Below are 20,147 nucleotides of genomic sequence, written 5' to 3'. Positions count from 1 at the left end.
CGCCAGGCCTCACCAGAACAGGGCAGCGGGGCGGGCACCGATTCGGTGCAGGGATGCCGGTTCTTGAACTGTCATGGTGCCTTTTTCAGCAGGTCTGCCAACTTCATGGAAAACACCCACAGCGCAATGGACTCTCTGGTCCACGGTTCCAACACGCTTTTCTTACTGATGGGCGCCATTCTGGTGCTGGCGATGCATGCCGGTTTTGCCTTTCTGGAAGTAGGTACGGTTCGCCACAAGAATCAGGTCAACGCACTGTCGAAGATCCTCAGCGACTTTGCCATTTCGGCGCTGGTGTACTTTTTCGTCGGTTACTGGGTTGCTTATGGGGTGACCTTCCTGCAGCCGGCAGCGACGCTGGCCAGCGATCATGGCTACGCCTTGGTGAAGTGCTTTTTCCTGATCACCTTCGCAGCGGCCATTCCCGCGATCATCTCCGGCGGCATCGCCGAACGTGCCCGCTTCGCACCGCAGTTATGCGCGACAGCGCTGATTGTGGCGTTCGTCTACCCGTTCTATGAAGGCATTGTGTGGAACGGCAATTTTGGCTTGCAGGACTGGCTGCAACAGCGCTTCGGTGCGCCGTTTCACGACTTCGCTGGCTCGGTGGTAGTGCATGCCATGGGCGGCTGGCTGGCCCTGGCAGCGGTGTTGCTGCTTGGCGCACGGCGTGGGCGTTATCGCGACGGGCGACTGATCGCCTTTGCTCCCTCGAGCATTCCGTTTCTCGCGCTGGGCTCTTGGATCCTGATCATCGGCTGGTTCGGCTTCAACGTCATGAGCGCGCAGAGCCTGCAAGGGATCAGTGGCCTGGTGGCGATCAATTCGCTGATGGCAATGGTGGGCGGCACCCTGGCAGCGCTGCTGGCCGGGCGCAATGACCCAGGCTTTCTGCACAACGGTCCGTTGGCTGGGCTGGTGGCGGTCTGTGCCGGCTCCGACCTGATGCATCCACTTGGCGCGCTGCTCACCGGCGTAGTGGCGGGTGGGCTGTTCGTCTGGTGTTTCACCGCTGCGCAGAACCGCTGGAAAATCGACGACGTTCTCGGCGTCTGGCCACTGCATGGCGTTTGCGGTGTGTGGGGCGGCATCGCCTGCGGGATCTTTGCCCAGCCGAGCCTGGCTGGCCTGGGCGGGGTGAGCATGATCAGTCAACTGATCGGCAGCCTCGGCGGTGTACTCGTGGCATTGACCGGTGGCCTGGTCGTGTATGGCTTGCTCAAGGCTACGCTGGGCTTGCGTCTGAGCCATGAGCAGGAGTTTCAGGGGGCAGACCTGTCGCTGCATCGAATTGGTGCCACCAGCCAGGATTGACGCGTGCGGGCTGGACTTTACAATAAGTCCACCTCTCCATTGTGCGCAGGCCCGCCATGCTTCCGGAATGCCAACTGCTGGGCACCCTTGGGTGCCACCTGTGCGAAGTCGCCGAAGCCGTGCTGATGCCATTCGTCGAGTGTGGCCTGCTGGTGGAGTTGGTCGATATCAGCGAGCAGCAGGCCTTGTTCGAGCGCTATGGATTGATCATCCCGGTGCTGCGTCGGTGCGATTCAGGCGATGAGTTGCATTGGCCGTTCGATAGCGAACAGGTGGTGGCTTTCCTCCGGTAATGATCGCACCAGCGGCGGCGCGTCCCTCGTGTGCAAACCTGTGTGGTGACAGATGATCGGCCCTGGCCCGCCATGAGCGAGCCTTGCCATCAGCCACGCAGAGGTCCGTGATGTTCATCACCCCCCACTTCACGCTAGCCGAAATGACCGCTTCCAGCACAGCAGCGCTTGCAGGTCTGGATAACACGCCGCCACCCGCGGCGTTGACGAACCTGGGCCTGTTATGCGGCGTACTCGAGCAGGTGCGTAGTCTGCTCCAGGTGCCACTGACGATTACCAGCGGCTTTCGTAGCCAGGCGCTCAACCAGAAGGTCGGCGGCACAGCGCAAAGCGCTCATGTACTGGGGCTGGCGGCTGACTTCACGGCTTTGAACATTCCCGCACGCCAAGTTGCAATACGGATTCGCGACAGTGACGTCATATTCGATCAGTTGATTCTCGAGTTCGACAGCTGGGTCCACCTGGCTGTCTCGATCGAGCATCCACGCCGTCAGATACTGACTATTCAACGAGGCGGCGGCTACCTACCGGGCGTCGTCTGACAACGCCTGCCATTTGACGAAAGCCGGAACAACTTCGTATGCTGTATATAAATACAGTATCAGGGTGGAGCGATGCTCAATGTCGAGCAACTGAAATACAGCATCAACAGGATGGCGCCCGAGCGTGTAGCCGACGCCGTTCTGGAGCTGCGTCTCGAGGGCCTGGTCACGGATGACCGGACGCCCTTTGGCAAGGTCCACTTCAATACCTGCTTCGCTGAAGTCGAGGCGTTGTTTCAACGGGCCGGTTTTCACCGAGCGCTGGATGTCGTCGGCTATCAAGGCCTGGTTTATGCGCTGTACGATCCTGGTCGCTGGGACGCCGTGCAGGTACTGCGCTGGCTCAAGGTGCGCTGCGAGACGGCCGAAGCTGGCTGAGCCGCAGGCCATCGGTGATAATGCCGGCTTACTGACTGCCTGAGCCTGACATGAGCGCACCTTTCGATCCCGCACATCAACAAGCCAGCACGGTGTGCCTGCCGCCTGGCGAGTGGAAGACGGTGCTTGATTGCTTGTGTGAGCACTTCAAGGCGATTGATCGCGAGCAATGGCTTGACCGTTTTGCTCGCGGTCGGGTGCTGGACGCTGAAGGGCGTGCAATCGGCGCAGATTTGCCTTACCGACGCGGCATGCGCCTGCATTATTTTCGTGAAGTGGCCAACGAGAAACCGATCCCGGTGCACGAATCGATTGTGCACATGGACGAGCACCTGGTCATCGCCGACAAGCCGCACTTTCTGCCGGTGACGCCCACAGGCGAATACGTCGAGCAGACTTTGCTCCGTCGGCTCATCCGCCGGCTGGGCAACCCGCACCTGGTGCCCTTGCATCGCATTGACCGGCATACGGCAGGACTGGTCATGTTCTCGGCCAACCCTGAGACCCGCAGCGCCTATCAGCGCCTGTTCCCCGAACGGCGTATCGACAAGCAGTATCAGGCGATTGCCGCTGCACTGCCTGAACTCGACTTCCCGCTGGTGCGACGCAGCAGGTTGGTGCACGGCGAACCGTTTTTCCGCATGCACGAGGTCCCCGGCGCAGAGAACAGCGAGACGCTGGCGCATGTGATCGAGAAAAATGGTGATTGCTGGCGCTATGGCCTGTCGCCGGTAACCGGCAAGACCCACCAGTTGCGCGTGCACATGGCCGCGTTGGGGGCGGGCATCTGCAACGACCCGTTTTACCCGCAGCTGCAGGCGGTCGAGGATGACTATCAGCGGCCCTTGAAACTATTGGCGCAGAGCCTGCGCTTTGCCGATCCGCTGGACGGCAGCGAGCGCTGTTTCGAAACGCGGCTGGCGCTGGACTGGTAAACGGCCGTTACCGCAGGTTCCCCAGCGATAACGGCTCCGTCAGCACATCAACGGTTGAAGCGCTCCACCAGTGAGTACTGAGTCCCCGCCGTGCCGGTCAGCTCTTCGCTGAGCAAAGCCGAGTGCTGTGCTTGTTCGGCGGTTTCGTCAGCAAGGCTGGCAATGGTGCTGATGTTGCGGCTGATTTCGTCAGCCACGGCGGTTTGCTCTTCGGTTGCCGCTGCGATCTGGGTCGCCATGTCGGTGATATTGGCCACTGCTTCGCTGATGCCGATCAGCGCCTGATCCGCTTCCATAACCCGGGCAACGCCTTCCTGCGCCTGGCGATGGCCACTTTCCATGGTCAACACGGCGCTGCTGGCCGTCTGTTGCAGCTTGGCAATAAGGCCGTGGATCTGCCCGGTGGATTCGGCAGTGCGTTGCGCCAGCTGGCGCACTTCATCAGCCACCACGGCAAAACCGCGGCCCATTTCGCCGGCGCGGGCGGCTTCGATGGCCGCGTTCAAGGCCAGCAGGTTGGTCTGATCGGCAATGCCTTTGATCACATCGACCACGCCGCCGATCTCGTCGCTGTCCTTGGCCAGTTGGGTCACGGTCTGCCCGGTTTCGCCGACTGCGGTGGACAAGCGAGCAATGGCCTCGCGGGTCTCCCCGGCGATCTGCCGGCCCTGGCTGGTCAGGCGATTGGCTTCCTGGGTGGCATCGGCAGTGCGCTGCACGTGATTGGCAACTTCCTGGGTGGTCGCGGCCATCTGGTTGACGGCAGCTGCGACCTGCTCGGTTTCTACCCGTTGGCGTTCCAGGCCCGATGAGCTCTGGTGAGCCAGGACATCGGACTGACGCGCCTGATCGCTCAGGTGTTCGGCGCTGTCCTGCAAGCGAGTCAGGCAGGTTTTCATCCGCGCGTCCTGGCTGAGCATGGCCATCTCAAGACGCGCCTGTACGCCGCGGCTGTCGGTGTACATCTGCGCGATGAGCGGGTCGGAGGTGGTTTGCTCAGCCAGACCGAGCAGGCGCTTGAGGCCGCGTTGCTGCCAGCTCAAACCGAGCAGGCCCAACGGTACCGACAGGCCGGCGGCGAGGGCGAAGCCCCAGGAATGGCCCAGCCAGTTGCCGATCAGGAAGCCGACCTGGCTGACCAGAATGAACGGCAGCCAGTCTTGCAGCACCGGCAGCCAGCGGTCGCGGCGAGGGATCGCCGACTTGCCCTGGTTGAGGCGCTGGTACAGGCCTTCGGCACGGCGAATCTGTTCAGCGGTAGGTTTGACCCGCACCGATTCGTAACCGACTACCTGGTTGTTGTCGAAAATCGGCGTTACGTAGGCGTTGACCCAGTAATGATCGCCGCTCTTGCAGCGGTTCTTGACGATACCCATCCACGGCAGGCCTTGCTTGAGGGTCTGCCACATGTGGGCAAACACTGCTGCGGGGACATCGGGGTGGCGGACCAGATTATGCGCAGCGCCGATCAATTCCTCGCGTGAGAAACCGCTGATTTCGACGAAGGCATCGTTACAGTAACTGATCACACCTTTGGCATTGGTGGTGGAGATCAACCGCTGTTGGGCAGGGAAAGTCCGTTCTCTCTGGGTAATCGGCTGGTTGTTACGCATGGCTGCTCGGTCCGCAAGGCTTTCCATGGCTATCGGCATGGCTGCGGTTTTATTGAATGATTATTTAACCAGCGGCGGGCGAGAGAAGGGGCGCAATGCGCCCCTGGGTTGATGAGATGGCGATCAGCTGGCGATCAGTTGCCGCAGCACATAGTGCAGAATGCCGCCTGCCTTGAAGTACTCGACCTCGTTGAGGGTGTCGATCCGGCACAGCACCTGGATGTCCTGTTGCTCGCCGTGTTCACGGTGGATGCGCAGGGTCAGGGTCATGCCCGGGCGGATCTGCGCGTCGCTCAAGCCGAGGATATCGATGCGTTCAGTGCCGGTCAGGTTCAGCGTCTTGCGGCTGTCACCTGCCATGAACTGCAAAGCCAGCACGCCCATGCCGATCAGGTTCGAGCGGTGAATGCGCTCGAAGCTCTCGGCCAGCACTGCTTTGACCCCGAGCAGGTTGGTGCCCTTGGCTGCCCAGTCGCGGCTGGAACCAGTGCCGTATTCCTGCCCGGCAATCACCACCAGCGGAGTACCTTCGGCCTGATAACGCATGGCGGCATCGTAGATCGAGAGTTTTTCACCGCTGGGCACGTGCACGGTGTTGCCGCCTTCTTCGCCGCCGAGCATCTCGTTGCGGATGCGGATGTTGGCGAAGGTGCCGCGCATCATTACCTCATGGTTGCCGCGGCGCGAGCCATAGGAGTTGAAGTCTTTGGGCTGCACGCCTTTGTCGCGCAGATAGCGACCGGCAGGGCTGTCGGCCTTGATGTTGCCGGCAGGGGAGATGTGGTCAGTGGTGACCGAGTCTCCGAGCAACGCCAACACACGGGCCTGCTGAATATCAACGATCTCGGGCAGCGCCCCGCCGATGTCCTCGAAGAATGGCGGGTGCTGAATGTAGGTCGAGTCAGCCTGCCAGACATAGGTTGCCGCTTGGGGCACTTCGATGGCCTGCCATTGTTCATCGCCGGCGAATACTTCGGCGTATTCCTTGTGGAACATCGCGGTATCGACCTTGGCTACCGCATCGGCGATCTCCTGCTGGCTCGGCCAGATGTCGCGCAGGTACACCGGCTGGCCATCTTTGCCGACGCCCAATGGTTCTTGGGTGAGGTCGACGCGCACACTGCCAGCCAGCGCGTAAGCCACCACCAAGGGTGGCGAGGCCAGCCAGTTGGTCTTGACCAAGGGATGCACCCGGCCTTCAAAGTTGCGGTTGCCCGAGAGCACCGAGGCGACGCTCAGGTCAGCGGTGCCGATGGCCGTTTCAATAGCTTCATCGAGCGGCCCGGAGTTACCGATGCAGGTGGTGCAACCGTAGCCGACCAGGGCAAAACCCAGTTGGTCGAGATATGGGGTGAGGCCGGCAGCATTGTAGTAATCGGTGACGACCTTGGACCCAGGCGCCAGCGAGCTCTTGACCCAAGGCTTGCGGCTCAAACCCTTCTCGATCGCCTTCTTCGCCACCAGACCGGCGGCCATCATCACGCTGGGGTTGGAGGTGTTGGTGCAGGAGGTGATCGCGGCAATCACCACCGCGCCGTCGCGCAGGGTGTAGTTCTGGCCTTCGTGGCTGTAGTCGATCTGCCCGGTCTGGTCGGCATTGCCCACTGCAACGCCACCACCACCTTCGCTCTCGAGCCGGCCGACTTCCTTGGTGGCAGGTTTGACCTGCAGCTTGAGGAAGTCATCGAAGGCCTGGCTGACCTGACCCAAAGCGACCCTGTCCTGCGGCCGTTTCGGGCCGGCCAGGCTGGCTTCCACGGTGTCCATGTCGAGCCCCAGGCTGTCGCTGAACAGTGGCTCCTGGCCTGGCATGCGCCATAGGCCCTGGGCCTTGCAATAGGCTTCGACCAGGTCGACCGTGGCTTGTGGCCGGCCTGACAGGCGCAGGTAGTCGAGGGTCACCTGATCCACCGGGAAGAAACCGCAGGTGGCGCCGTATTCCGGCGCCATGTTGGCCAGCGTCGCGCGGTCGGCCAAGGGCAATTCGGCAAGGCCGTCGCCATAGAACTCGACGAACTTGCCGACCACGCCTTTCTTGCGCAGCATCTGCGTGACGGTCAGCACCAGGTCGGTTGCAGTGATGCCCTCGCGCAGCTTGCCGGTGAGCTTGAAGCCAATCACTTCGGGGATCAGCATCGACACTGGCTGGCCAAGCATGGCTGCCTCCGCCTCGATGCCGCCCACGCCCCAGCCAAGTACACCGAGGCCGTTGATCATGGTCGTGTGCGAATCGGTGCCGACCAGGGTGTCGGGGAATGCGTAGACCTTGCCGTCTTCCTCGCGGGTCCAGACGGTGCGGCCGAGGTATTCCAGGTTGACCTGGTGGCAGATGCCGGTACCCGGTGGCACCACACTGAAATTATCGAACGCATTCTGGCCCCAGCGCAGGAAGGCATAGCGCTCGCCGTTGCGTTGCATTTCGATATCGACGTTTTGTTCGAAGGCATCGGCGCTGGCGTAGCGGTCGACCATCACCGAGTGGTCGATGACCAGGTCCACGGGCGACAGCGGATTGATCCGCTGCGGGTCACCACCGGCCTTGGCCATCGCCGCGCGCATGGCTGCCAGGTCGACCACGGCCGGTACGCCGGTAAAATCCTGCATCAATACCCGGGCAGGGCGGTACTGGATCTCGCGGTCGGAGCTGCGCGTGTCCAGCCACTGCGCCAGCGCCTTGAGGTCGGTGCCGGTGACGGTCTTGCCGTCCTCCCAGCGCAACAGGTTTTCCAGCAGGACCTTGAGCGACATCGGCAGGCGTTGCAGTTCGCCTAGCTGCTGTGCGGCTTCGTCGAGGCTGAAGTATTGATAGGCGCGGTCGCCTACCTGCAGGGTCTTGAGGGTGTTCAGGCTATCGAGCGAGGGCATTGCCAACTCCTTCTGCGCCGGTGCCCGGCCTCTTGTGCATGCCGGTGTCACCGCTCTGAATAGGTCCGCACGGCACGGACCTGGCTGAGTAGTCAGGTTAGGCCGAAATTGCGGCCATGACCCTGTACTGGACAGGCGGGGCATGTCGCTGGTTCCGATCTTCCTTTATCATCGCCGCCGTGCCGGTGCGTGTTGTGCGCTGGATCAAGGCTGACGATCGCCGTCAGCGATGTGGAGTGACAAATGAATACCCTGTTCATGCATTGCCGGCCTGGTTTCGAAGGCGAGGTCTGCGCCGAAATCAGCGAACACGCCGCCCAGCTTGGGGTGGCCGGCTATGCCAAAGGTAAAGCGCAGAGCGCCAGTGCCGAGTTCGTCTGCAGCGAGCCGGGTGCCGCCGAGCGCCTGATGCGTGAACTGCGCTTCGACAAACTGATCTTCCCTCGCCAATGGGCGCGTGGTGAATTTATCGAGTTGCCCGAAACCGACCGCATCAGCGTGTTGCTCGAGCATCTGGCAGCGCTGCCGGTCGCCGGCAGCCTGTGGCTGGAGGTGCTTGATACCAATGACGGCAAAGAGCTGTCGACGTTCTGCCGCAAGTTCGAAGGGCCGTTGCGCAAGGCTTTGGAGAAGGCTGGCCGGTTGGTCGAAGACGCTCAGCGGCCGCGCCTGTTGTTGAGCTTCATCAGTGGTCGACGGGTGTTTGTCGGCCTTGCCGAAGCGGACAACTCGGCGCTGTGGCCAATGGGCATTCCGCGCCTTAAATTCCCCCGCGAGGCGCCCAGCCGTTCGACCCTCAAGCTGGAAGAGGCGTGGCATCAGTTCATCCCGCGCGATCAGTGGGAAGAGCGTTTGCAGGATGACATGACCGGTGTCGACCTGGGTGCCTCACCGGGTGGCTGGACCTATCAGCTGGTCAAGCGCGGCATGCTGGTTACCGCGATCGACAACGGGCCGATGGCCGAAAGCTTGATGGACACCGGCCTGGTGCAGCACCTGATGGCCGATGGCTTCACCTGGAAGCCCAAGCACACCGTGGACTGGATGGTCTGCGACATCGTCGAAAAGCCTGCGCGCAGTGCGGCCTTGATCGAGACGTGGCTGGGCGAGGGCTTGTGCCGTGAGGCGGTGGTCAACCTCAAATTGCCGATGAAGCAGCGCTACGCCGAAGTCCGGCGCCTGCTGGACCGCATCGAAGCGGGCTTCAAGGAGCGCAAGATCAGGGTCTCGATCGCCTGCAAGCAGCTCTATCACGACCGCGAAGAAGTCACCTGCCATTTGCGCCGGCTTGACCTCAAACCGCGCAACACGCACGGCTGAGGCTCTGCCGGGATCAACGCTTGCCGAGAATTTCGCCGAGCTTGTCCGGCCGTGGTGCGCCTTGCTGACTTTGCAGGCGGCCTTGCGCGTCCTGGTAGAAGATCGCCGGGGTTGCCGATAGGCCGAGTTCTTCCATCACCGCCAGGTTGCTGTCGAGCTGTTGCTGGACGCTCTCGGGGATCTTGTCCAGCGCCTTGAGGGTGCTGGCCTTGCCAGAACTCTCGTGCTGCAGCAGGGCCTTGGCTGGGTCCTTGGCGGCCAGCAGGGCTGCCGATTTGCCTGGGCTGTCTTCACGAATGATGCCGACCATGATGTGCCGCAGCTGCACCTTGCCAGACTCGACCCACGGCCGTGCCTGCTGCCAGAACATGTTGCAGTAGGGGCAGTTCGGGTCGCTGAACAGGTAGACCGTGCGCGGTGCATCGGCTTTGCCATCGGCAATCCACGCCGACTTTTCCAGCTTTGCCCAGATCGCCTTGCTCATCGGCGCATAGACCAGTTTTTCCAGTGGTTCAGCGCTCAGATCCTGGCCTTGCTCGTCAAACAGGCTGCCGACCAGCACATGCTTGCCGTCTGGTGTGAGATACAGGGCAATACCGTTGTTCTGGTACTCGGCTGCGTAGCCACGCATACCGTCTGGAGCGGCGAAGCTGCCCTTGATCACGGCGCCCTTGGCCTGCAGTTGCTGGATGGCCTTTGGCAGTTCTTCGGCCTGCAGCAAGGGCGCGGCGAGCAGAGCGAGGGTCAATGGCAGGAGTGCGGTCAAACGCATGTCAATTTCCTTTTGCAGCGGAGGCGGGCACATCGTCCCGCTCGAATGATTGCAGCGCGTGGCTCAGGCTGGCCCGGGACAGCTCGCCCAGGTGGCTGCCGACCAGCCTGCCGTCGGCGCTGTAGAACAGGGTGGTGGGCAAGGCCATCGAACCGACCCGTTGGGCCAGTTGGCCAGCGCCGTCGAACAGCACATGGGTCAGACTGAGGCCGGTGGTAGCAAGAAAGGTGCTGACGTTTTCCGGGGTTTCCCCTTGGTTGACGAACAGGAAAGTCACGTGTGGGTATTCGTGCTGGGCCTGTTGCAGCACCGGCATCTCGCGCCGGCAAGGCGGGCACCAGGTCGCCCAGATATTGATCACAAGTGGCTTGCCGCGGTAGTCGTGCAGCGCCATCGACTGGCCACTGGCGGTGCGCAAGGTCAGCTGCGGCAGCTCGGTGCCCTTGCTGTACAGGTGGCTGCCCAGGCTGGCCAGCACCCAGAACACACCGCCGCTGGCCAGCGCCCAGCCCAGCGGCCGGCGCAGGCCGGGTTGGCGCCAGCCCTGCCAGAGGGTGCCGAGCACGATCGCCAGCAAGCCGCCCCAGAGCAAGAAGCCGCCATCGCGGATATCGATGATCTGCAGCAGCTCATCGCGGTACATCGGCCAGTAGGCAAGCACGAAGGTCACGCGTGCACCCAGTACCCCCAGCAAGAACAGGTTGAATAGTGCCGACTCCGGGCTCTGGCCACCACGTCGGGCGACGGCCCAGCCAACCACGCAGGCAATCGCCAGCGCCGCCAGCATCAGCAGATGGTTCAGGGCCATGGTCAATGGCCCGAGGGTCACGCTCAGCATCAGCCTTGGCTCCTTGTCTGTGCCCAGTGTTGCAAGAATGTCGCCGCGTCGACTTCACCGGTGATGCGCCGGGGGCGGCGTTCGTCACCCTCTGGGCCGATCCAGATCAGGCTCGGTGGGCCCGGTACCTTGTAGTGTTGCAGCAACTCGCGACTGGCTTGCGAGTCAGCGGTGACATCCAGCCGTAGCAGGTGCACACCGGCCAGGCTGGCTTGTACATCAGCGCGAGCGAAGACTTGTTTCTCCATGACCTTGCACGACACGCACCAGTCGGCATAGTAGTCGACCAGCACCCACTGGCCACGGGCCTTGGCGGCTTGCAGTTCGCGTTGCAGGTCCTGCGGCTGGCTGACGGTGATGAAGGCGTCTTCGGTTTTACCCGCTGAGCTTGGCGCACCGGCGGTAAACGGATGCAGCGGCTGCCATAACTCGCTGCCACCAGCAGCGGCGCCCACCAGCAGCAGGCTACCCCACAGCGCGCCGAGCAGTGGCAGCACGCGCAGCGCCGGCAAGTGCTGCAGTGCGGGCCAGGCGGCCCAGGCCAGGGCAATCAGCCAGCTGCCGGCCAGACCCAGCAGTAGAGGCGCTGGCAGCAAGCCGCGGAGGGTGTACAGGGCCATGGCCAGGAAGACAAAGCCAAACAGGCCCTTGACCCGGTTCATCCAGGCGCCGGGGCGCGGCAGGAAGCGGTTACCGAGGGTGACCAGCAACAGCAGTGGCACGCCCATCCCCAGGCCAAGGCTGAACAGCACCAGAGCGCCTTGCACGACATCGCCGCTCTGCGCGATATACAGCAGTGCACCGGCCAGCGGCGCGGTCATGCATGGACCCATCAACAGCCCGGACAACGCGCCGAGCAGGGCTGCACCGTACAGGTTGCCACCGCGGGTGCCCTGGCCGGCCCGGTCGAGGCGGTCGCGCACGGCGACAGGCAATTGCAGCTCGAAGGCGCCGAACATTGGCAGCGCCAGCAAAATGAACAGTCCCGCCAGGCTGCCGAGCAACCACGGTTGCTGCAGCCAGGCTTGCAAGCTGGCGCCCAGCAGTGCGGCGATCACACCCAGTGCGGCGTAGACCAGAGCCATGCTCAGTACATAGACGCCCGCCAGCAGCCAGCCGCGGCGAGCGCTGGCGCCGTTGCCCAACACCAGCCCGGCCAGGATCGGCAGCATGGGCAGCGAGCAGGGGGTAAAGGCCAGCAGCAGCCCCAGGCCAAAGAACGCCAGCAGGCCCCAGGCCAACTGGCCCTGCTGCAGATCACTTGCCAGCGCCTGGTCATCCGCCTGGCCTGCGCTCGTAGCAGGCGTGCTGCCGCCAAGGTCGATAACGGTGGTTTGCGGCGGGTAACACAGGCCAGCGTCGGCACAGCCCTGCCAGCCCAGTCGCAGCTGGCCACTGGCCGTCGCCGGGATCAGCAGCTCAAGCTCGCTGCGGTACACCGCACTGTCACCGAAGAATTCATCGTGATGGTTGAGTGCCGCTGGCAGCGGCGGGTGCTGCGTTGCATCCAGGCCGTCGAATTTCAGCCGCTTCTGGTACAGGTAATAGCCGTCCTTGATTTGAAACTGCACGCGCAGTTCGCCTGACGGCAAGCGCTCATGGGTGAGCATGAACGCCTGTTCCACCGGGAGAAAGTCAGGCTTGACCTCGAATGGATTGGCCAGCAATGGCCCGCTCATGAAGAATGTCAGCAGCAACAGAAAAACGCGCATGTCTGGGCCTTGGCAGTGCAGAAGAATGGCCATGCTGGATTGGCCTGATTAACCGAGGGTTAACCCGGTCCTACACGGGCCGTCCTACAGCCAGGCGCAGGCGACTAATCCATCCGCACAGTCCATAATCCTGACTTAATCAGGCCATGGCGCAATAGCTCATCGCCTATTGGAGATTGACCATGCACGTACTGCTCTGCGAGGACGACGACCTGATCGCCAGCGGCATCTGCGCCGGGCTTACCGCCCAGGGCCTGACCGTGGATCGGGTTGCCAGTGCCTCGGCCGCCCGCGCGCTGCTGCAGGCGGCACAGTTCGACGTGATGATTCTCGATCTTGGCTTGCCTGACGAAGACGGCCTCAAGTTGCTACGGCGGCTGCGCCAGCAGGGCGAGAGCTTGCCGGTGCTGGTACTGACCGCCCGCGATGCGATCACCGATCGCGTCGCCGGCCTTGAGGCGGGCGCCGACGACTACCTGCTCAAGCCGTTCGACCTGCGCGAGCTGGCGGCGCGCCTGCACACCTTGCTGCGGCGCATGGCCGGGCGCGCAGTGAACATGATCGAGCACGGGCCGCTGCGCTACGACCCGAGTAGCTGCGAAGCCTATCTGGGCGACCAGCCTGTTGACTTGTCCCGGCGTGAACAGGCGCTGCTGCAGGCACTGCTGCAGAACAAGGGGCGGGTGCTCTCCAGTGAACAACTCAAAGACTGCGTCTACGGCTTCAGCGATGAAGTCGAGAGCAATGCCCTCAACGTGCATATCCATCACCTGCGGCGCAAGCTGGGCAACGGCATTGTCGAGACCGTGCGCGGCCTCGGTTATCGGCTGGGCCCGGCGCAGGTGCCCGCACCATGAGCCTGCGTGTACGCCTGTCGCTTATTCTGGGCAGCGCCTTCATCGTCATCTGGGCGCTTGCCGCGGCCTGGATGCTGCGCGACCTGCGCCAGCAGATGATGTTCTCCCTTGACCAGCGCCTGGTGGCCTCCGCGCGGATGGTTGCCGGGCTGATCGACCAGTTGCCCCAGCCCCTGGCGGGCAAGGGTGAAGAAACTCGCTTTGCCGCTGACCAGCTCAGCGTGCCGGATGGCATGGCCTGCCAGGTCAGTTCGCTGCGCGGCGAGATCATCGCCAGCAACCACAAGCACGAAGGCACCATGGACGACCAGTACAGCGGCTTTCGTGACCAAACCATCGACGGTGCAAGCTGGCGCACGTTCACCTACCACCGCGGTGATATCCGCATCACCACGGCGGACCGCCATCAAGAGCGCGAGGCGCTCAATCAATCGATCCTGCTGGCGGCTTCGGCACCGGTGCTGATGGCCTTGCTGGGCAGCCTGGGCTTGTTGTGGATCGGTCTGGGCAAAGGGCTGGAGCCGATCAATCGGATCCGCGATGCGTTGCGCAAGCGTCGTGTCGACAGCGTCGAGCCGCTGCAGGTCAGTGGTATACCGAGTGAACTGCAGCCGTTGGTGGAAACCCAGAATCAGCTGTTCCAGCGCATCGCCCAGACCCTTGAGCGCGAGCGGCGCCTGACCGACGACGCTGCCCATGAGCTGCGCAGCCCGCTGACCGCGATCAAGACGCACCTGCAGGTGGCACGCATGACCGACGGCGCCGTACGCGAGCAGGCACTCGAGCACGCCGAGCAGGGCACCGACCGCATGCACCGCACTCTTGAGCAGTTGCTGATGCTGGCGCGGGTCGAGGGCAGCCTGTCGTTTGACGACGGGGTGCAGTGCACTGCCGAGCAAGTGGCGCGCCAGGCCGTGCAGGATGTCGGCGCCGGTGACAGTCGGCGGATCACCGTACGCCTGCCGCAGGACGCCACCGAGGTTTACCTGAGCATGCCCGGCCCGCTGGCGGTGGCGGCCTTGCGCAACCTGCTCGACAACGCACTGCGCCATGGCGGTGATGCCGCCGTGGAGCTGGAAGTGCAGATGGCCGACGGCCAGGCCGGGTTCCTGGTGCGTGACCATGGCCCGGGCATCAGCGCAGGCGATTTGCAGCACATGACCGAGCGTTTCTGGCGCAACAGCCAGAGTGGCGGCTGCGGCCTGGGCCTGGCGATTGTGCAGGCGATTGTCCAGCGTTGTGCCGGCAGCCTGCGCTTTGACAGCCGCAGCGATGGTTTGCGGGTTTGGCTGCAGGTGCCGACTCGGGCGGACAACTGAGTTTGCCGGCGGCGCCTTGGCCTGGGTTGGCCCAGGCGCAAAATGTTTGTAAATCCGTGACGGGCTGAAGCGTATTTCAAGCGATGCCACCTTTCGCTTGCAAGGGACTCTTCAATGTCGACCGCTTCCAGCCTTGCCCAGATCCTGCCGCTTGCCACGCCGCAGCCGTTGTATGAATTCGCCGAATCACCGTTGCTGCTGCGCCAGCAGCAGCAGGAGTCCAATGCGCGCAGCTATCCGCGGCGGATTCCGCTGGCGCTCAAGCGCGCCCGCGGGATCTATGTCGAGGACGTCGAAGGGCGGCAGTTCATCGACTGCCTGGCCGGGGCCGGTACCCTCGCGCTGGGCCACAATCACCCGGTGGTGGTGGCGGCGATCCAGCGTGTGCTGGCCGATGAACTGCCCCTGCATACGCTCGACCTGACCACACCGGTGAAGGACCGCTTTGTCCAGGACCTGTTTGCCATTCTGCCCGAAGCCTTGCGGCGTGAGGCGAAGGTCCAGTTCTGTGGCCCGACCGGCACCGACGCGGTGGAAGCTGCGCTGAAACTGGTGCGCACGGCGACCGGTCGCAGCACGGTGCTGGCGTTCCAGGGTGCCTACCACGGCATGTCGCAGGGGGCGCTGAGCTTGATGGGCAGCGTCGGGCCCAAGCAACCGCTGGGCGCGTTGCTGGGCAACGGTGTGCAGTTCATGCCGTATCCGTATGACTACCGTTGCCCGTTTGGCCTCGGCGGTGCCGCAGGCGTGCGCGCCAACCTGCATTATCTGGAGAATCTGCTGCTTGACCCGGAGGGCGGCGTGCCGCTGCCGGCAGCGGTGATCCTCGAAGTGATACAGGGCGAGGGCGGCGTGATCCCGGCCGATATCGAATGGCTGCAGGGCGTGCGGCGCATCACCGAGCAGGCTGGTGTGGCGTTGATCGTCGACGAGATCCAGAGCGGCTTTGCCCGCACCGGCAAGATGTTTGCCTTTGAACATGCCGGCATCGTGCCGGACGTGGTGACCCTGTCCAAGGCGATTGGCGGCAGCCTGCCGTTGGCCGTGGTGGTCTATCGCGACTGGCTCGACACGTGGAAACCGGGCGCCCATGCCGGCACCTTCCGTGGTAATCAGATGGCCATGGCGGCGGGCTCGGCAGTCATCGACTATTTGCTCGAGCATCGCCTGGCAGACCACGCCGAGGCCATGGGCCAACGTCTGCGTGGCCACCTGCAGCAGTTGCAGCGCAGCTACCCGCAGCTTGGCGATATCCGCGGGCGTGGCCTGATGCTGGGCGTCGAGCTGGTCGAGCCGAATGGGCCACTCGACACCCGCGGGCATCCGCCGGTGGCCCGCGAGCTGGCGCCGAAGGTGCAGCGCGAGTGCCTCAAGCGCGGTCTGATTCTCGAACTCGGCGGTCGGCATGGCGCAGTGGTGCGCTTCCTGCCTCCACTGATCATCACTGCCGAGCAGGTCGACGAGGTCGCGCAGCGCTTTGCCGAGGCCTTGCAGGCTGCGCTGGGGAGCTGCGGCTAATTCGCCGAAAAGGCGTCGAGGATGGTTCTGGGGGCGGGCTTGAGCGACAATGGTCGGCCATTCACGGAGTAGCCCATGACCGATTACACCCCCGACGCCGTCCTCGACGCCAGCGGCCTGAACTGCCCGGAGCCAGTGATGATGCTGCATCAACAGGTGCGCGCACTGGCTGCCGGCGGCCTGCTCAAGGTCATCGCCACCGACCCGTCGACCCAGCGTGACATCCCCAAGTTCTGCACCTTCCTCGGCCATCAGTTGCTTGAGCAGCAGGAACAGGCTGGCACTTATCTGTATTGGATTCGCAAAAAGGCCGATTGAGCCGCGCTGGATCGCGCCCGGCGCAGGGCCTACACTGCGGGCCCCTGACAGGAGAGCGCCATGCTGATAGTTGCCGACGAAAACATCCCGCTGCTCGACGCGTTTTTTGCCGGATTCGGCGAGATCCGCCGCTACCCTGGCCGCAGCATCGATGCTCAGTGCGTGCAAGATGCCGACGTGCTGCTGGTGCGCTCGGTAACCGATGTCAATCGGCAACTGCTGCAAGGCAGCAAGGTCGGCTTTGTCGGTACCTGCACCATCGGCACCGATCACCTGGATCTGGACTACTTCGCCGAGGCCGGTATCCGCTGGAGCAGCGCCCCGGGCTGCAATGCCCGGGGCGTGGTCGACTATGTGTTGGGCAGCCTGCTGACCCTGGCCGAGCTCGAGGGTGAAAACCTCGCCGAGCGGGTCTATGGCGTGGTCGGTGCCGGGCAGGTTGGTGAGCGTCTGGTACGGGTGCTGCATGGCCTGGGCTGGAAAGTACTGGTGTGTGACCCACTGCGACAGGCGGCGGAAGGCGGCGATTTCGTCAGCCTCGATCGCGTGCTCGAGCAGTGTGATGTGATCAGCCTGCACACTCCGCTGCAGCGCGACGGCGAACACCCCACCTGGCACTTGCTCGGCGCCCCGCAACTGGCGCGGTTGCGCCCGGGCGCGTGTCTGATCAACGCCAGTCGCGGGCCGGTGGTGGATAACCAGGCGCTGCGTGAGTTGCTGCTGCAGCGCGACGATCTGCACGCGGTCCTGGATGTGTGGGAGGGTGAACCTCAGGTTGACCTGCAACTGGCCGACCTGTGCACGCTGGCGACGCCGCACATTGCCGGTTACAGCCTCGACGGCAAGCAGCGCGGTACGGCGCAGATCTATCAGGCATTTTGCCAGTGGCGCGGCGTGCCGGCGCCTGTGCAGTTGGCCGATCTGCTGCCGGAACGCGACCTGGTCCAGATAGAGCTGAATGCGGCCAGTGATCCGGCCGTGGCCTTGGCGACGGTCTGCCGAGCAGTTTACGACCCGCGCCGCGACGATGCCGACATGCGCCGTAGCTTGAGCGAGGATCCGATCGAACAGCGAGCAACCTTTGACCTGCTGCGCAAGCATTACCCCGTGCGCAGGGAAATCGAAGGGTTGGCAGTGAAGGTGTGCGGCGAGTCGGCGCAGTTGGCGCAGATGATCAATGCGCTGGGGGCGGTTCTGGTTTAGCCAGTAGTGTAGTAAAGCAGGGGCCGCTTGGCGGCCCCAATCCAGCCCGCGCAGCGCTCAACTAGCTAACTGAGCGCCACGCTGCTGTGATCCAATCAATTCTTCTCGGCAAGCGCCACTCGGCTTTTTTCCAGCTCTTCACACGCTTGTTTGATCATCTCAGGGGTAATTGCCACTTCGCGGCCCTGGTCGTCGATGATCGAGCCGCAAATCGGCTGCGGTTGCGCTTGCTGGTTGGCGTGCGTTTCACTGTGCTGCTGCATGTGCTGTCTCCTCATCAGGTTCAAACCAAGCCTATCCACGGGTCGTGACTGGCGTATGACATTGTCTGTGCCGCCACGACTGCTCTAGTCCAACAGAAAGCTCGGCAAAGCTCCACCAGCACTTTAGAACCATAAGCTATTGCTACTGTGCTCTGCTGTGCTGGCCAATGGCATGTCCTTTTCTGCGATCCTGACAACCGCTGCAAAGTTCAGCCTGTGCAGATGGATGGTAGGCTTGCTGCTTCTTCGCCTGAATGATCTGAGTCATGACCGAACCTGTCTCCTCACGTCAGCGCCGCGCCTTGCGCCTTAGCTGGCGGTTTCTGCGTCCCTACCGCAAGCAGGCGGTACTGGCACTGCTGGCGCTGGTCGTCACCGCTGCGATCACGTTGTCGATGGGCCAGGGCATTCGCCTGCTGGTCGATCAAGGCTTCATGACCGGTTCTGCGCACCAGCTCAACCAGACCCTCGGCTTGTTCATGTTGCTGGTGCTGGCACTGGCGATCGGCACGTTCAGTCGCTTCTACCTCGTGTCGTGGATCGGCGAGCGCTGCGTGGCCGATATCCGCCGCGCCGTGTTCGACCACCTGGTCGGCCTGCATCCGGGCTTTTTCGAGGACAACCGCAGTTCGGAAATCCAGTCGCGGCTGACCGCTGACACCACCTTGTTGCAATCGGTGATCGGCTCGTCGTTGTCGATGTTCCTGCGCAACGCCTTGATGGTGATTGGCGGCGTGGTGTTGCTGTTCATCACCAACCCCAAGCTCACCAGCATCGTCGTGCTGGCACTGCCGCTGGTGCTGGCGCCGATCCTGTTGTTTGGCCGACGGGTGCGTAGCCTGTCGCGGCAGAGCCAGGACCGGGTCGCCGATGTCGGCAGTTATGTCGCAGAGACCCTCGGCCAGATCAAGACCGTGCAGGCTTACAACCACCAAAACCTCGACCGTGAACGGTTTGCCGACACGGTCGAGGCGGCCTTTGATGTGGCGCGGCAGCGGATTGCCCAGCGGGCCTGGCTGATCACGCTGGTCATCGTGCTGGTGCTCGGCGCTGTCGGGGTAATGCTCTGGGTGGGCGGCATGGACGTGATCGCCGGGCGTATCTCCGGTGGCGAGCTGGCCGCATTCGTGTTCTACAGCCTGATCGTCGGCAGCGCGTTTGGCACCCTCAGCGAGGTGATCGGCGAGCTACAACGCGCGGCTGGGGCGGCAGAGCGGATCGCCGAGTTGCTGGCAGCGCAGAGTACGATCCTGCCGCCGGCGCTGAGCGCGGGCCTGGCCAACCCGCGCGCCAGCGGTCGCATCGAGCTGCGCGAGGTGCGCTTTGCCTACCCGTCGCGGCCGACCGTGGCGGCGCTCGATGGCCTTAGCTTACTGATCGAACCGGGCCAGACCTTGGCGCTGGTTGGTCCGTCCGGCGCCGGCAAGTCGACGTTGTTTGACCTGTTGCTGCGTTTCTATGACCCGCAACAAGGCAGCATCCTCCTCGATGGCCAGGCATTGACCAGTCTCGACCCACTGTTGTTGCGTAGCCAGTTCGCGATGGTGGCGCAGAACCCTGCGCTGTTTCGCGGCTCGGTTGAGGCCAATATTCGCTATGGCCGCCCCGATGCCAGCTTCGCCGAGGTGCAGGCCGCGGCCCGCGGGGCGCATGCCGAGGAGTTTATCCAGCAGCTGCCGCAGGGTTATCAGACCTTGCTTGGGGAAGGCGGGGTCGGCTTGTCCGGTGGTCAACGCCAGCGCCTGGCGATTGCCCGGGCGCTGCTGGTGGATGCGCCGATCCTGTTGCTCGACGAAGCCACCAGTGCCCTCGACGCCCAGAGCGAGCACCTGATCCAGCAGGCGCTGCCCACGCTGATGGCGGGCCGTACTACCCTGGTAATCGCGCACCGCTTGGCCACCGTGCAGCATGCTGACCGCATCGCGGTGATCGACAAGGGCCAGATTGTGGCGGTGGGCAGTCATCGCCAGTTGATCGAAGAAAGCCCACTGTATGCGCGGTTGGCGCAGTTGCAGTTCACCTCGAGCTGAAATTGGAGGCACGTCGCTGATCTGTCACATTTCTGTAGCAATGGCCTGAGACTATCT

18 protein-coding genes are annotated in these 20,147 nt (G+C 63.3%); 12 read left to right on the top strand and 6 right to left on the bottom strand.

Annotation, left to right across the window (positions count from 1 at the left end):
* The first annotated feature begins 105 nt into the window (after positions 1–105).
* The 5 genes from AC58X1_RS07450 (at position 106) to AC58X1_RS07430 (ending at position 3,462) form a co-directional block, all read left to right on the top strand.
* Complete coding sequence (locus AC58X1_RS07450; RefSeq protein ID WP_150570721.1) at positions 106–1,314, top strand: ammonium transporter; 1,209 nt, start codon at positions 106–108, stop codon at positions 1,312–1,314.
* Between the two features lie 56 nt (positions 1,315–1,370).
* Entirely contained in the window at positions 1,371–1,607 is a 237-nt protein-coding gene (locus tag AC58X1_RS07445; protein WP_150573146.1) for a glutaredoxin family protein, read from the top strand.
* A gap of 110 nt (positions 1,608–1,717) precedes the next feature.
* The gene (locus tag AC58X1_RS07440; protein ID WP_150573147.1) at positions 1,718–2,149 is read left to right on the top strand and encodes a D-Ala-D-Ala carboxypeptidase family metallohydrolase; all 432 of its coding nucleotides are present in this window, start codon (positions 1,718–1,720) and stop codon (positions 2,147–2,149) included.
* A 72-nt stretch (positions 2,150–2,221) separates the two neighbouring features.
* Positions 2,222–2,527 (top strand): transcriptional regulator, encoded by a 306-nt coding sequence (locus tag AC58X1_RS07435; RefSeq protein ID WP_150570724.1) that lies wholly within the window; start codon positions 2,222–2,224, stop codon positions 2,525–2,527.
* A 50-nt stretch (positions 2,528–2,577) separates the two neighbouring features.
* The gene (locus AC58X1_RS07430) at positions 2,578–3,462 is read left to right on the top strand and encodes a pseudouridine synthase (RefSeq protein WP_101321272.1); all 885 of its coding nucleotides are present in this window, start codon (positions 2,578–2,580) and stop codon (positions 3,460–3,462) included.
* A gap of 47 nt (positions 3,463–3,509) precedes the next feature.
* Here the strand turns inward: AC58X1_RS07430 and AC58X1_RS07425 are convergent, their stop codons facing one another.
* A complete protein-coding gene (locus AC58X1_RS07425) occupies positions 3,510–5,075 on the bottom strand; it encodes a methyl-accepting chemotaxis protein (RefSeq protein WP_150570726.1) in 1,566 nt (521 codons plus the stop codon).
* Positions 5,076–5,198: 123 nt separating this feature from the next.
* Entirely contained in the window at positions 5,199–7,940 is a 2,742-nt protein-coding gene (gene acnA, locus AC58X1_RS07420; RefSeq protein WP_497428584.1) for an aconitate hydratase AcnA, read from the bottom strand.
* Positions 7,941–8,183: 243 nt separating this feature from the next.
* On the opposite strand from acnA, the gene rlmM reads away from it, so the two are divergent.
* Positions 8,184–9,260, top strand: coding sequence for a 23S rRNA (cytidine(2498)-2'-O)-methyltransferase RlmM (gene rlmM, locus AC58X1_RS07415; protein WP_497428583.1), 1,077 nt, complete (start codon positions 8,184–8,186; stop codon positions 9,258–9,260).
* Between the two features lie 13 nt (positions 9,261–9,273).
* Here rlmM and dsbG read toward each other — a convergent pair whose 3' ends face one another.
* The 3 genes from dsbG to dsbD are packed head-to-tail and all read right to left on the bottom strand — an operon-like array spanning position 9,274 to position 12,582.
* Positions 9,274–10,032 carry a thiol:disulfide interchange protein DsbG gene (gene dsbG, locus AC58X1_RS07410; RefSeq protein ID WP_101321264.1) on the bottom strand — a complete coding sequence of 253 codons (759 nt, stop codon included), beginning with the start codon at positions 10,030–10,032 and terminating at the stop codon, positions 9,274–9,276.
* Position 10,033: 1 nt separating this feature from the next.
* Positions 10,034–10,870 carry a TlpA family protein disulfide reductase gene (locus AC58X1_RS07405; RefSeq protein ID WP_101321261.1) on the bottom strand — a complete coding sequence of 279 codons (837 nt, stop codon included), beginning with the start codon at positions 10,868–10,870 and terminating at the stop codon, positions 10,034–10,036.
* Complete coding sequence (gene dsbD / locus AC58X1_RS07400; protein ID WP_497428582.1) at positions 10,870–12,582, bottom strand: protein-disulfide reductase DsbD; 1,713 nt, start codon at positions 12,580–12,582, stop codon at positions 10,870–10,872. The genes AC58X1_RS07405 and dsbD overlap by 1 nt, the downstream gene beginning before the upstream one ends.
* Before the next feature lie 182 nt (positions 12,583–12,764).
* On the opposite strand from dsbD, the gene AC58X1_RS07395 reads away from it, so the two are divergent.
* The 5 genes from AC58X1_RS07395 (at position 12,765) to pdxB (ending at position 17,797) form a co-directional block, all read left to right on the top strand.
* Positions 12,765–13,439, top strand: a complete 675-nt coding sequence (locus tag AC58X1_RS07395) for a response regulator (protein ID WP_101321259.1) — start codon at positions 12,765–12,767, stop codon at positions 13,437–13,439.
* Positions 13,436–14,758 carry an ATP-binding protein gene (locus tag AC58X1_RS07390; RefSeq protein WP_103438045.1) on the top strand — a complete coding sequence of 441 codons (1,323 nt, stop codon included), beginning with the start codon at positions 13,436–13,438 and terminating at the stop codon, positions 14,756–14,758. Before AC58X1_RS07395 ends, AC58X1_RS07390 begins: the two co-directional genes overlap by 4 nt.
* A gap of 114 nt (positions 14,759–14,872) precedes the next feature.
* Positions 14,873–16,276, top strand: coding sequence for an aspartate aminotransferase family protein (locus AC58X1_RS07385; protein WP_181087653.1), 1,404 nt, complete (start codon positions 14,873–14,875; stop codon positions 16,274–16,276).
* Between the two features lie 75 nt (positions 16,277–16,351).
* A complete protein-coding gene (gene tusA / locus AC58X1_RS07380; RefSeq protein WP_101321253.1) occupies positions 16,352–16,594 on the top strand; it encodes a sulfurtransferase TusA in 243 nt (80 codons plus the stop codon).
* Positions 16,595–16,654: 60 nt separating this feature from the next.
* On the top strand, positions 16,655–17,797 hold the full coding sequence (gene pdxB / locus AC58X1_RS07375; protein ID WP_497428581.1) for a 4-phosphoerythronate dehydrogenase PdxB: 1,143 nt from the start codon (positions 16,655–16,657) through the stop codon (positions 17,795–17,797).
* A gap of 95 nt (positions 17,798–17,892) precedes the next feature.
* On the opposite strand, the gene AC58X1_RS07370 is transcribed toward pdxB, so the two are convergent.
* Positions 17,893–18,060 (bottom strand): PA1571 family protein, encoded by a 168-nt coding sequence (locus AC58X1_RS07370; RefSeq protein WP_178080784.1) that lies wholly within the window; start codon positions 18,058–18,060, stop codon positions 17,893–17,895.
* A gap of 266 nt (positions 18,061–18,326) precedes the next feature.
* Here AC58X1_RS07370 and AC58X1_RS07365 point away from each other — a divergent pair, with 266 nt between their 5' ends.
* Positions 18,327–20,090, top strand: a complete 1,764-nt coding sequence (locus tag AC58X1_RS07365) for an ABC transporter transmembrane domain-containing protein (protein WP_497428580.1) — start codon at positions 18,327–18,329, stop codon at positions 20,088–20,090.
* Positions 20,091–20,147: the final 57 nt, after the last annotated feature.

The sequence above is a fragment of the Pseudomonas sp. PGPR N4 genome (assembly GCF_059693665.1).
This window is presented reverse-complemented; position numbering and strand designations above follow the sequence as displayed.